The organism is Tateyamaria sp. Alg231-49 (assembly GCF_900143535.1).
Lineage (GTDB): Bacteria > Pseudomonadota > Alphaproteobacteria > Rhodobacterales > Rhodobacteraceae > Tateyamaria.
Map to the genome: position 1 here is coordinate 1 of NZ_FRFA01000019.1, position 12,840 is coordinate 12,840.

Consider the following 12,840-nt stretch of genomic DNA (forward strand, 5'->3'; position numbering starts at 1 on the left):
TTGGGAGAACGGATACTGCGAAAGCTTCAATGCCCGTCTCCGCGAGGAGCTGCTCAACGGCGAGGTCTTTTACTCGCTACGCGAAGCCCAAATCATCATCGAAAAATGGAGAAAACACTACAACACCAAACGACCCCACAGTGCACTGGGCTATCGCCCACCGGCACTGGAAACCATCATCCCGATGGAAACCACGCCAATCATGCACTAACATTCAAACTGGACCACTCAGGTGGGGCTGATCACCGTTCCAGGCGTCAACGAGACGCTTCCGGCGGGAGAGTACGAGATCGAAACGGAATTGGTTTCACCCCCGGATCAACAGGATCCCGCAGCCTGGAAAGCCTCAGTCCTGGTGAAACTTGATCCCCGGACATCGCATCCGGGGCTTACACGGTCTCTGACCCCTATTGTAGAGTTCCGTCGGGATAGCCACTTTTGATACATTGGCACTCAGGTGTGGCGAGTGCCAATGTGTCCCTATGCATGCCACCCCTACCCGGAAATCCCGAAAAGGAGCATTTCCATGATGTTTACACCCCTACATGACCGTGTCTTGGTCCGCCGTATTGAAGGCGACGAAAAGACCTCGGGCGGCCTGATCATCCCTGACAATGCAAAAGAAAAACCGCAGGAAGGCGAAGTCGTATCCGTCGGTGCCGGTGCAAAAGACGACGCAGGCGAACGTATCGCAATGGACGTCAAAGCTGGCGACAAAATTTTGTTCGGCAAATGGTCGGGCACTGAAATTAAGATTGATAGCGAAGAGCTGATGATCATGAAGGAGAGCGACATCTTAGGCATTATGGCCTGAACGACGCGTCCCCTTTCACACATCTTTCATTTAGGAATACCGACATGTCTGCAAAAGACGTCAAATTCGGCACGGACTCCCGTGACCGCATGCTCATTAATACGCTCGCCAACGCAGTCAAGGTCACGCTTGGCCCCAAGGGCCGCAACGTGGTCCTCGACAAATCCTATGGCGCGCCACGCATTACCAAGGACGGTGTTACAGTCGCCAAGGAAATCGAACTCTCGGATGCGTTCGAGAACATGGGCGCACAGCTCGTCAAGGATGTTGCATCACGCACCAATGACGAGGCAGGCGACGGCACAACAACCGCCACGGTTCTCGCTCAGGCCACCGTCAAGGAAGGCATGAAGTCGGTCGCCGCTGGCATGAACCCGATGGACCTCAAACGCGGTATCGACAAAGCGGTCACCGCCGTTGTTGCCGAGGTCAAGGCAATGTCGCGGCCAGTGGGCGATACGGCCGAGATCGCCAAAGTCGGCACAATCTCCGCGAACGGTGAGGCTGCTATCGGTCAGCAAATCGCGGACGCGATGGCCAAGGTCGGCAACGAAGGCGTAATCACCGTCGAAGAGAACAAAGGGCTGGAGACCGAGACCGAAGTGGTCGAAGGCATGCAATTTGATCGCGGCTATCTCAGCCCGTATTTCATCACAGATACCGCTAAAATGACGGCGACCCTGGAAGACTGCGTCATCCTCCTGCACGAGAAGAAACTGACATCTCTGGCACCCATGGTGCCCTTGCTTGAGGCTGTGATGCAGTCAAACAAGCAGCTTTTGGTGATGGCAGAGGACATTGACGGTGAAGCACTTGCGACGCTTGTCGTGAACAAACTGCGCGGTGGCCTGAAAGTCGCCGCTGTCAAAGCGCCCGGATTTGGGGATCGCCGCAAAGCGATGCTGGAAGATCTTGCCGTACTGACGGGCGGACAAGTGATTTCCGAAGAACTGGGCATCAAGCTCGAAAACGTCACAATGGACATGCTTGGCGATGCCAAAAAGATCACAATCACCAAGGACACTACAACTGTGATCGACGGTGCTGGCGACAAAGAAGCTATCGCTTCGCGTGTCACCCAAATCCGTGCACAGATTGAAGAGACCACCTCTGACTATGACAAGGAAAAGCTGTAGGAACGGCTCGCCAAACTGGCGGGCGGTGTTGCGGTAATCAAAGTTGGTGGCGCGACCGAGATCGAAGTGAAAGAGCGTAAGGACCGGGTTGATGACGCCTTGAACGCAACTCGTGCAGCCGTCCAAGAGGGCGTCGTACCAGGCGGTGGCGTTGCACTTGTCCATGCGGGCAAGGTTCTGGAAGGTCTAAAAGGTGACAACGCGGATAAGGATGCGGGTATCAAGATCATCCGGAAAGCCCTTCAGGCCCCGTTGCGCCAGATCGCTGAAAACGCCGGTGTCGATGGCTCGGTCGTGGCTGGAAAAGTACTTGAGAACACCAGCAAGACGTTCGGTTATGATGCGCAGTTGGACCAGTACGGCGATATGTTGAAGGCCGGTGTCATTGATCCGACCAAGGTCGTTCGGATCGCGCTGGAATACGCGGCATCGGTTGCGGGCCTGCTCGTTACCACCGAAGCGATGGTGGCGGATAAACCCGTCAAGCCAAACCGCCACGGCATACCCGACATGGAGGGTATGGAAGGCATGATTTAGAAGCGAACTTTTGCTCGCGGCATTGGAACCAATCTTTATGAGCCGCGAGCAGCATATTTCTGAAGACGGCTCGCACCAGCGACCTTGCTTCTTTGGTCGCTCTGCCCCCTGAGTAGACCATGTCTGAAGGCTCCGCTTTCTGACGTTAAGTTGCTCCAAGCTGATCTGTGTAAGCGTCGAAAACTGGAATGTAAGCTAGCTAGAGAATGCCTGCTGAAAATTCAGTAGGAAGTGTGTTTTCGAGTATTTAAGCGGCGCGCAAGTGGCAGTTCCCTAAAAAAGAAATTCTTCTTTCGCGTGCCGCTCTTTCTCGAAGTGCCTAGGAAAGGACACCACAATGAAACTCAACACCAATACCATCTTGGAAAAGATGAAGTCCGTTAAAGCCAGCTGTGGAGGCGCACCCTTCGGTGAAAAAAGAACGCAGGCCTAGAGACATTACAACGCTGCTGAGCGCCGCGCACAAAGCGAATGACGACATCAAGACGAAATACGAACTCGACGCGGCCAGGAAGGCCCTTGCGTAATTAATAACGGCCGCGTGAAAAAACGGGCCAGTTTGCGCAAATGCAGAATGCAATATGCCGGGACCTGAACCGCAATCCATGATGGATTGCCCTAAATTGATTGGAAAAACGTGAAAAATGCAACTCTCGTAGCTGCCCTTGTGACATCCGTCGCATTCTCTGCCAATGCAATGTCCGCCGACACTGATACCGACGGCGACGGCATGGCATCCTTCGCTGAACTTCAGCTTGTGTACCCTTTCCTCACCGATTCAATGTTCATGGACATCGATACAAACGGCGATGGCCTTGTCGACGACGAGGAAATGGCTATCGCCGTCGAGCTTGGCAATCTCGCGGATCCTGAAACCGATGCCTGAAACCAAGGATTGGAGTGCGCGCTATGCAGAATCGTGAAGCTTTCAGATGGACCTTCACCGCCTCGGGGCTCTGGCTGATGTTGTCGCCATTCATGCTTCTCGGCGGCCAATCGGCTCTTAGCAATGCCCTCGTTGGAGATGCAGGACTGCTCATTCTCTCGGGGCTTTTGGCATTGACCGTAGCGGGCTACGGCCACAGTAAACATTACCTGATCCAGACCTATCTGGGAGTTTCCTACGGTTTGGTTTTGGTAGCGGCTCCTTGGTTGTTCGGATTCACCGAACCTATGACCGCCTGGAATGCCGGCGTGGTCGGAACGGCTTTGGTTCTGGCGGGCCTTTATGTGGTGTTTCAAAAAATGCCGAAACACCACGCATAGTGAAGACACTGTGTGGGGCGGCAAACGCCCCACACTTCTAATCGTTGTCCTTGCCAATACTACTCACCCTGCATCTCTTCCGGAGATGGCTATTGGCCATTGACCGCGAGTCGAACGCTTCGCGACTTATGGAGGAATGGACAGACTGTCTCACTGGACCAAGGTCGTAACCACTGGAGGTGTGCAACTCGTGTGCACTCCAAAGTGAAGGTCCGGAAAGCGCACGAAAGAAGCCTCTTGCGCAAACGCAGCGAATTCACCCTTCGTCCGCACAGCGGACACCGTACCTATGCCTTCAATCCGCTGAAACCCAGCCTTGCCAGCGATGGTGTAAGGATGGGCAGGGTTGCCCATCCTCCGTTGCGTTTGGCGTCGCAGCCGTGCCTTAGTTCTTGGCTTTGTCGACCATTTTGCCTGCCGAAATCCAAGGCATCATGCCGCGCAGGGTTTCGCCTGTGGCTTCGATCTGGTGTTCGTCGTTGATCCGGCGTGTCCCTTTGAAGAACGGCTGGCCAACTGCGTTTTCGGTCATGAAGTCACGCACGAATTTGCCGGTTTGGATGTCGGTCAGGATGTCCTTCATCCGTGCCTTTGTCTCGTCGTACGGCAGCACGCGCGGGCCGGAGACGTATTCGCCGTACTCAGCCGTATTGGAGATCGAGTAGTTCATGTTGGCAATGCCGCCCTCATAGATCAGGTCCACGATCAGCTTCACTTCGTGCAGGCATTCGAAATAGGCCATCTCGGGGGCGTAACCCGCCTCGACCAGCGTTTCAAAGCCCATGCGGATCAGTTCGACCAGACCGCCACACAGAACGGCCTGTTCGCCGAAGAGGTCTGTTTCGCATTCTTCGCGGAAGTTGGTTTCGATGATGCCTGAGCGGCCGCCACCGATGGCGGAGCAGTAGGACAGGCCGATTTCCAGCGCGCGGCCGGACGCGTCGTTGTCGATCGCGACAAGGCAGGGCACGCCGCCGCCTTTGACGTATTCACCGCGCACGGTGTGGCCGGGGCCTTTGGGGGCCATCATGACGACGTCGATGCCTGCTTTGGGTTCGATCAGGCCAAAGTGCACGTTCAGGCCGTGGGCGAATGCGATTGCAGCGCCTTCACGGATGTTGTCGTGCACATATTTCTTGTAGGTTTCGGCCTGCAGTTCGTCGGGCATTGTGAACATGATCAGGTCGGCCCAAGCGGCGGCTTCGGCGATGCCCATTGTTTTCAGGCCTTCGCCTTCGGCTTTGGCGATGGATGGCGAGCCTTCGCGCAGGGCAACGACGACGTTCTTGGCGCCACTGTCGCGCAGGTTCAGCGCGTGGGCGTGGCCTTGGGAGCCGTAGCCGAGAATGGCCACTTTCATGTCTTTGATCAGGTTGATGTCGCAATCGCGGTCATAATATACGCGCATGTCTTGTCCCTCCGGGGTTGATGTCTGGGCTGGGTTATACGGATGTTCTGTCGGTTGGACAGCGTTGGTTTTTGAGTTATTTTGGTGTCAAGTGGGGTAGATCATGCGTAAGAAAGCCACTATGCGGTGAAATCATGTTAGATGATGTAGACCGCCGCATAGTGCGCCAATGGCAGGCCGACCCGACCCTTGCCCCTGCTGATCTGGCGGAGCGGGCGCGGGTCAGTGTGGGCCAGCTTGCCCGTCGTCAGGCCAAGTTGCGCGAGGCCGGGGTGGTCAAGGGGGTCGTTGGCATCATTGACTGGGCGGCACTTGGATACGCGGTTGAGGTGTCTTTGCGCGTGACGTTGGACAAGACCCAAGGTGCGGCCTTTGACGAATTTATTGCCGGTGCCCGCGAGGTGCCCGAAGTGATCGAGATCCAAACGTTTTTGGGTCGGGTTGACGTGCGCCTGTCGGTCATCGCGCGGGACATGGCCCATTACCAGCATCTTTATCGCAGTCGCATTCTGGTCTTGCCCCATATCGCGGATATCGAGGCGCTGATGCATGTGGCCCGCATCAAGAGCGATCTGGCGCTGCCGTTATGACGTTGGATTACACAGATTTCGCGATCCTGCGGATGTTGGCGCAGGATGCAGGGCAGGGTGCGGGGGCCATTGGGCGCGCTTGTGGACTGTCGCAACCTGCCGCGTGGCGCCGGATCAAGCGGTTGCGCGAGGCGGGTGTTTTTGGGGGGCAGCGGCTGGTGCTGGATGCGGCGGGCCTCGGGTTTGGTGTGACTGTGTTTCTGGGGGTGAAACTGGCCACCAAGGGCCGCGTTAGTCTGGATGATTTTGAGCGCGCCGTCAGCGCCATTCCCGAGGTGCAGACGGTTGAGCATGTGCTGGGACTTTATGACTATCGCCTGCGCGTTGTGGCCCGCGACCTGCCCGACTTTGAGCGAGTTTTGCGCCGTCGCATAATGACTTTGCCCGGTGCGGGCGAGGTCGAAGCCAATGTACTGCTCAGCGAAGAGCGGCGCCCGGGGCCACTGGGGGTTGGCGCGCCCGGCGTTGGCTGACATTGCCTTTTCCCGGCTCAGGCCTGTAGTAGGATCACACCATGCTCGTCCTTTTGCTTATCATCGTTGTTTTGGGTGTGATCGGCGCACTTTACGTCCGTCGCGTGCGCCATAGGCGTGCGCTGCTGAGTGCGCCTTTGACCGACCGGGAGTGGGACATCCTGTTTGATGCCGTGCCTTTGCTGCGCCGCATGCCTGTCAAGTTTCGCGCAGCGTTCGAGGGCAAGGTCAATCTGTTCCTCGACCAAGTGGAATTTCAGGGCTGCAACGGGCTGGAGGTTACCGAAGACATGGAACTGTCCGTTGCCGCGCAGGCCTGCCTGCTCGTGGTGAATACGGATCGCTGGTACGACAAGCTGACCACCGTGTTGATGTACCCGGCGGCCTTCAAATCCAAGCAGGTGCGCCGAGACGGATATGTCGTGAGCGAGGCCGAAGTGGTGCGGACCGGCGAAAGCTGGAGCAGGGGGCCAGTGATCCTGTCATGGAGAGACGCACAAATCGGGGCAGAACAGGATCGCAGCGGGCACAATGTGGTTTTGCACGAGTTTGCCCATCAACTCGACGATATGTCCGGGCGCACGAACGGCATCCCGGTACTTGAGCCGGGGCAGGCCTTTGCAACATGGGAGGCCGTGTTCGTGGACGCCTTCAACCGCCATGTAGATGATGTAGAGAATGGTCGCAGAACGGCTGTTGACGCTTACGGCGCTACCAATCACCAGGAGTACTTTGCCGTCGTCATTGAGCTCTTTTACGAACGGCCTGCCGTGCTGAAGCGTGCGGAACCCAAGGTGTACGAACAGATTTCCAAACTGTTGCGACTTGATCCGGTGACATGGGGCTGAGCATCCAATTGAATACCAAGGTAGACTTTGCCTTTGGTGCAACGCTCCGGTAATTCATCAAGTTAATGATGGGAGAAACATGACATGGCTGCACTTTTGGATACCGTAGACCCGACCGGTCTGGAAGAATTCTCGGTGGTTTTCACGGATCGCTCGCTGAACCACATGAGCGTGGCCTTTCAGGGGGTGATGAACGACATCTCGTCCATGTTGAAGGATGTGTATTCCGCTGACGCTGTGGTCATTGTGCCCGGTGGCGGCACCTTTGGAATGGAGGCTGTGGCCCGTCAGTTTGGACGCGGATCGGACGTTTTGGTCGTGCGCAACGGGTGGTTCTCCTATCGTTGGTCCCAGATTTTTGAACTGGGCGGGCTGACCGCCTCTACCACGGTGATGAAGGCGCGCCAGACTGGCAATGCAAGCCCGTCGCCCTTTGCCCCTTGCCCGATTGACGAGGTGGTCGAGGCCATCCGGACCCAGAAACCCGACGTTGTGTTTGCCCCGCATGTAGAAACAAGCGCGGGTGTGATCCTGCCGGACGACTACGTTGCAGCGATGGCGGCGGCGGCCCACGATGTCGGCGCGCTGATGGTGCTGGATTGCATCGCATCGGGCTGTGCCTGGGTTGATATGCGAAAGCTAGGTGTGGATGTGCTGATTTCCGCCCCACAAAAGGGGTGGTCAGCCTCGCCTTGTGCCGGTTTGGTTATGCTGTCCGAGCGGGCAGTGGCCCGGATGGAAGAGACCACATCAGACAGTTTCGCCATCGACCTCAAGAAGTGGCACCAGATCATGCAGGCCTATGAGAATGGGGGCCATGCCTATCACGCGACCATGCCCACGGATGCGCTGCGCGATTTCCGTGACACCATGAAAGAGACGCAGACCTATGGGTTTGACAAGCTGAAGGATGCGCAATTGGCGCTGGGCAATGCGGTGCGCGCGATGATGGCTGACAAGGGCATTACGTCGGTTGCTGCTGATGGTTTTGGGGCACCGGGCGTTGTCGTCAGCTATACCAGCGACCCTGATATCCAGACCGGCAAACGGTTTGCGGCTGAAGGGATGCAAATCGCCGCCGGTGTGCCGCTGCAATGCGATGAGCCTGCGGATTTCCGGACTTTTCGGATTGGCCTGTTCGGTCTCGACAAGCTTTATGATGTGGATGCGACGGTGGCCCGGTTGGGACGTGTTGTCGATCAGGTGCTGTAAAGGCGGGCGCCCACGCGTCCGCCTTGAGGGGCAGAGCAAGGATGACACCCTGAGGTGTGCCTTGCCCGCCTCAGGTCAGCCGCACAAACGGTCCTTGACCATCGGCCCAACGGAGCCAAAGTCCATTTGGCCCGTATATTTGGCCTTTAGCACGCCCATGACCTTGCCCATGTCGCGAATGTTGTCCGCGCCCACTTCGGCGATGGCGGCATCAACGGCCTTGGCGGAGGCCGCTTCGTCCAGCTGTTGCGGCAGAAATTCTTCGATCACCGAAATCTCGCCCAACTCACGTTCGGCCAGATCAAGACGCCCACCTTCTTCGTAGGTGCGCGCGCTTTCGACCCGTTGCTTGGACATTTTGCCCAGAATGGACAGCACTTCGGCTTCGCCCACTCCGTCGTCCTGGCCCGCGGCGCGGGCGTCGATGTCCTTGTCTTTGATGGCTGCATTGATCAGACGCAGCGTCGACAAACGCACCGCATCTTTCTCTTTCATAGCCTGTTTCATCGCAGCCGAAATCTTCGTGCGCAAATCCATATTCGACGTCCATCCCCATGGCCTCGTGATAAGCGCACATTCATAGGCCATGTCAGATTGTGTGGCAAGGCATGCAATTCTTTCTAACCTATTGATATTGCTCATATCTGTAAAATACTGATCCTGCTTGACCCGGCCCACTGGTACCATTAGTTTCCGCGCAATTTGCTGCCCATAGGGCGTGCACCCCCCCTTGTTGCCAAAGGTTTGCCCATGAACATCACCGCTCCGCCCGCGCCAACCGCCTGCCTCGCGCTGGCCGATGGAACGCTGTTTTACGGCGCCGGTTTCGGGGCGACGGGGCAGGTCGTGGCCGAGTTGTGCTTTAACACCGCGATGACCGGCTATCAGGAAATCATGACCGACCCATCTTATGCCGGTCAGGTGGTTACCTTTACGTTTCCCCATATCGGCAACACCGGCGTAAACCCCGAAGATGACGAAACCGGCGATCCCGTGGCCAGTGGAATGGTTGTGAAGTGGATGCCAACGCAATCGTCGAATTGGCGCGCGACCGAAGAATTGTCTTCGTGGCTGGCTGCTCGGGGACGCATCGCGATTGGCGGCGTCGACACACGGCGGCTGACCCGCGCCATCCGGCAGGCAGGTGCGCCGCATGTGGCGTTGGCCTATGACCCCAACGGGAATTTCGACACTGATGCCCTTGTCGCCGCTGCGCGCGACTTTGCCGGGCTTGAAGGCATGGATCTGGCCAAGGATGTGACCTGCGCACAGTCCTATCATTGGAACCAGATGCGTTGGGCCTGGCCCGAGGGTTATACGCCCCAGAACGATCCAAAATACAAAGTCGTCGCCATCGACTATGGCGCCAAACGCAACATCCTGCGCTGCCTTGCTTCTGCGGGCTGTGATGTGACCGTGTTGCCTGCGACGGCGACCGCTGATGAGGTTATGGCCCATAACCCTGACGGCGTGTTTCTGTCTAATGGCCCCGGCGATCCGGCCGCCACCGGCGCATACGCTGTGCCGATGATCAAGGACGTGCTGACCCGCGATCTTCCTGTCTTTGGCATTTGCCTTGGCCATCAGATGCTTGCGCTGGCCCTTGGGGCCAAGACGATCAAGATGAACCATGGCCATCACGGTGCCAACCACCCGGTGAAAGACCTTGAGACCGGCAAGGTTGAAATCACCTCGATGAACCACGGCTTTGCTGTAGATGCGCAAACCTTGCCTGAGGGCGTGGAGGAGACGCATACATCGCTCTTTGACGGTTCGAACTGTGGTATTCGGGTCAAGGGCAGGCCGGTCTATTCGGTGCAATACCACCCCGAAGCCAGCCCGGGCCCTCAGGACAGCTATTATCTGTTCGAACGCTTTGCTGCGGCTATGGACGCACAGCGCACCTGACTCAAAACCGTTCACCCTAAATAGAAATTTTAACGTCCCATTAACCATGCGGGCGCACTGTGGCTTGACCCATAGGTTCAGGCCCCGAGAATGAGTGATCCTTTGCTGCGTTTGTCCGCGCCGCGCCCCGTTGCGCGGCGCGACCGCCCCGGCTTGCCGGTGGGGCGACAGTTGGTCAATGCCGGGCTGATCAGCCAGACAGCCGTGTTGCAGGCGCTGGCCATGCACCGGCGCATCGATTCCCCCTTGGGTGAGATTTTGGTGGCCGAAGGGCATGTGGCGCGTGACGATGTTCTGTCGGCGCTGGCCGTTCAATATGATGCCGACCGCGTGGATATGGATATCGATCCGCCCGATCCGGTCATGTCAAAGGCATTGCCCGCACATTTGTGCCAACGCTTTGGCGTCGTGCCGTGGCGCTGGATTGACAACACGTTGATGGTTGCAACCACGCGGCCGGATCAGATGGAGGCGTTGGCCGCCGCGCTGCCGCGCACCGCCCCGTCGATGTTGCCGGTGATTGCGGATCAGGATCAGATCATCGCCCAAACCAGTGCGCTTCATGGCGCGCGCCTTGCGCGGCGCGCTGTGACCAAGTTGCCTGCGGCGTTCAGTTTTCGGACATGGTCACTGGGTGCGGCGATGGGGAGGGCGCAGGCTGTTCTGGTTGCGGGCGTCGTTTTTGGGTTGATTGCCCTTTACCCGGCATGGGCCTTGACTGGCCTGATTGCATGTGCGGTGCTGACGCTGGTGATGACAACAACGCTCAAGGCCTTTGCCCTTGGCGCACGCATGACCCATCAACTGCCCGCCCGAGTCGAACCATTGGTGCTGGTCCCGAGAGGCCGGGCCCCCAAAATCTCTGTTATGGTGCCGCTGTTCAACGAAGAGCGGATCGCCGAAGCCCTGATCCAGCGCCTGTCCAAACTCACTTACCCCAAGGCTTTGCTGGAGGTTGTGTTGGTGCTGGAAGCCAAGGATGAGGTCACGCGCGCCACGCTAGAGCGCACGGATCTGCCCAGTTGGATGCGGGTGATCGAGGTGCCCGATGATGGCACGCTTACCACCAAACCACGCGCGATGAACTATGCGCTCGACTTTTGCAGGGGCGATATCATTGGGGTGTGGGACGCCGAAGACGCGCCCGAACCCGACCAGCTAGAAAAGGTCGTTGCGCAATTTGCCAAGGCCGGGCCAAAGGTGGCCTGCCTGCAAGGCATTCTTGATTACTACAACCCGCGCCAGAACTGGCTGTCGCGCTGTTTTACGATTGAATATGCAAGCTGGTGGCGTCTGGTGTTGCCCGGTGTTTCCCGCCTTGGCCTCGTTTTGCCGCTTGGGGGGACCACAGTGTTTTTCCGCCGCAGCATTCTTGAAGACATTGGGGGCTGGGACGCCCACAACGTGACCGAAGACGCCGATCTTGGGATCCGCCTTGTGCGACATGGCTTTACCACCGAACTGATCCCGACCGCGACCTATGAAGAGGCAAACTGCCGTGCGTGGCCGTGGGTCAAACAACGTTCGCGCTGGATCAAGGGATATCTGATCACCTATTTCGTGCACATGCGTTCACCACGCGCCCTGATGCGGGATCTGGGGTTTTGGCGATTTATGGGCATTCAGGCGATGTTTCTGGCCACCGTCATACAATTTGCGGCCTTGCCTGTGCTTTGGAGTTTTTCGCTGCCTGTGTTTGGCTTGCCCCACCCGGTGGTCGAAACGCTGGGCCCCGTAGTCGTCTGGCCAGTGGCGGTGTTCTTCTTCGGCACCGAGGTGCTTAATATCGTTATTGGTATGCTTGCGGTTTCAGGCCGTCGGCATCGCCATTTGCTGGTCTGGGTGCCCACGCTTGTGTTCTATTTTCCGCTTGGGGCACTGGCGAGTTACAAGGCGCTTTATGAATTGGTGGTCAAGCCGTTCTACTGGGACAAAACCCAGCATGGGCATGGCAAGGCGGACAGCGACGCACCTTAGCCTTCGTCCTGACGTGCGTCCGCATCCTGCTTGAGACGGGTCATGAACGCCACAGAGATATGTTCGCGCAGCGCCTCACCTGCGCCTGCCTCGTCCTTAGCTTCGATGGCTCTGACGATCTTGTCGTGTTCGTCTTGCGCAATCCGGGTACGCCCCACCGCTGCCAGTGACGTTGTGGCCATCAGCGCCATAGTGCGGTGCACCAGATCAAGCTGTTGCACCAGATAGCGGTTGTGCGATGCCAGATGGATTTGTTTGTGAAAACGCCGGTTGGCGCGTGACAGCGCGGCCGGGTCGCCAATCAATTCATTGTCCGCTTCGACCATTTCGCGCAGAATGCGGACCTCTTCATCCGTGGCATGGCGCGCCGCGAGGGACGCGGCCAACCCTTCCAACTGGCTGCGTACAACGTAAAGCTCGGACATCTGGTTGTGATCAAGAGAGGCCACTATCAGGCTGCGCCCATCGCGCGCCAGCAGCGACTGGGTTTCAAGGCGTTGCAATGCCTCGCGCACCGGGGTGCGGGACACGCCAAAGCGTTCGGCCAACTCGCTTTCCACCAACCGGTCGCCGGGGCGATAGGTGCCGATGTCGATCGCCTCAAGGATCAGGGAATAGGCATCGGTGTTGTTGGAGCGCGCAGAGGGCATGGGGCAAGGCTCTTAAGTCGT

The 12,840-nt window shown here is 57.7% G+C and carries 13 protein-coding genes and 1 pseudogene; 11 read left to right on the plus strand and 3 right to left on the minus strand.

The window, feature by feature from the left end; genetic code table 11:
- The 5 genes and pseudogenes from DHN60_RS19315 to DHN60_RS19340 all read left to right on the plus strand — a co-directional run.
- A partial coding sequence (locus DHN60_RS19315) for an integrase core domain-containing protein (RefSeq protein WP_159089299.1) occupies nt 1-211 on the plus strand: 211 nt, incomplete at its 5' end.
- A 315-nt stretch (nt 212-526) separates the two neighbouring features.
- Nucleotides 527-814, plus strand: a complete 288-nt coding sequence (locus DHN60_RS19325) for a co-chaperone GroES (RefSeq protein WP_108838961.1) — start codon at nt 527-529, stop codon at nt 812-814.
- Between the two features lie 44 nt (nt 815-858).
- Nucleotides 859-2,487: pseudogene (gene groL, locus DHN60_RS19330) on the plus strand (chaperonin GroEL).
- A 637-nt stretch (nt 2,488-3,124) separates the two neighbouring features.
- Nucleotides 3,125-3,373, plus strand: coding sequence for a hypothetical protein (locus DHN60_RS19335; RefSeq protein WP_234423716.1), 249 nt, complete (start codon nt 3,125-3,127; stop codon nt 3,371-3,373).
- A gap of 23 nt (nt 3,374-3,396) precedes the next feature.
- Nucleotides 3,397-3,753, plus strand: a complete 357-nt coding sequence (locus tag DHN60_RS19340; RefSeq protein WP_108838963.1) for an SPW repeat protein — start codon at nt 3,397-3,399, stop codon at nt 3,751-3,753.
- Nucleotides 3,754-4,138: 385 nt separating this feature from the next.
- On the opposite strand, the gene ilvC is transcribed toward DHN60_RS19340, so the two are convergent.
- Nucleotides 4,139-5,161, minus strand: a complete 1,023-nt coding sequence (ilvC, locus tag DHN60_RS19345) for a ketol-acid reductoisomerase (protein WP_108838964.1) — start codon at nt 5,159-5,161, stop codon at nt 4,139-4,141.
- Nucleotides 5,162-5,295: 134 nt separating this feature from the next.
- Between ilvC and DHN60_RS19350 the strand changes: the two genes are divergently transcribed.
- The 4 genes from DHN60_RS19350 to DHN60_RS19365 all read left to right on the plus strand — a co-directional run bounded on the left by DHN60_RS19350 (nt 5,296) and on the right by DHN60_RS19365 (nt 8,284).
- Nucleotides 5,296-5,751, plus strand: a complete 456-nt coding sequence (locus tag DHN60_RS19350) for an Lrp/AsnC family transcriptional regulator (protein ID WP_108838965.1) — start codon at nt 5,296-5,298, stop codon at nt 5,749-5,751.
- Nucleotides 5,748-6,224 (plus strand): Lrp/AsnC family transcriptional regulator, encoded by a 477-nt coding sequence (locus tag DHN60_RS19355; protein ID WP_108838966.1) that lies wholly within the window; start codon nt 5,748-5,750, stop codon nt 6,222-6,224. The genes DHN60_RS19350 and DHN60_RS19355 overlap by 4 nt, the downstream gene beginning before the upstream one ends.
- A 41-nt stretch (nt 6,225-6,265) precedes the next feature.
- Nucleotides 6,266-7,072, plus strand: coding sequence for a zinc-dependent peptidase (locus DHN60_RS19360; RefSeq protein WP_108838967.1), 807 nt, complete (start codon nt 6,266-6,268; stop codon nt 7,070-7,072).
- An 84-nt stretch (nt 7,073-7,156) separates the two neighbouring features.
- A complete protein-coding gene (locus DHN60_RS19365) occupies nt 7,157-8,284 on the plus strand; it encodes an aminotransferase class V-fold PLP-dependent enzyme (RefSeq protein ID WP_108838968.1) in 1,128 nt (375 codons plus the stop codon).
- A 75-nt stretch (nt 8,285-8,359) separates the two neighbouring features.
- Here the strand turns inward: DHN60_RS19365 and DHN60_RS19370 are convergent, their stop codons facing one another.
- Nucleotides 8,360-8,821, minus strand: coding sequence for a GatB/YqeY domain-containing protein (locus DHN60_RS19370; protein WP_108838969.1), 462 nt, complete (start codon nt 8,819-8,821; stop codon nt 8,360-8,362).
- 213 nt (nt 8,822-9,034) lie between these two features.
- Here DHN60_RS19370 and carA point away from each other — a divergent pair, with 213 nt between their 5' ends.
- Both carA and DHN60_RS19380 read left to right on the plus strand, forming a co-directional pair.
- On the plus strand, nt 9,035-10,192 hold the full coding sequence (gene carA / locus DHN60_RS19375) for a glutamine-hydrolyzing carbamoyl-phosphate synthase small subunit (protein WP_108838970.1): 1,158 nt from the start codon (nt 9,035-9,037) through the stop codon (nt 10,190-10,192).
- A 90-nt stretch (nt 10,193-10,282) separates the two neighbouring features.
- Entirely contained in the window at nt 10,283-12,169 is a 1,887-nt protein-coding gene (locus DHN60_RS19380) for a glycosyltransferase (protein ID WP_108838971.1), read from the plus strand.
- On the opposite strand, the gene DHN60_RS19385 is transcribed toward DHN60_RS19380, so the two are convergent.
- Complete coding sequence (locus DHN60_RS19385; RefSeq protein ID WP_108838972.1) at nt 12,166-12,819, minus strand: GntR family transcriptional regulator; 654 nt, start codon at nt 12,817-12,819, stop codon at nt 12,166-12,168. The two genes, DHN60_RS19380 and DHN60_RS19385, sit on opposite strands and share 4 nt — an antisense overlap.
- Between the last annotated feature and the right edge of the window lie 21 nt (nt 12,820-12,840).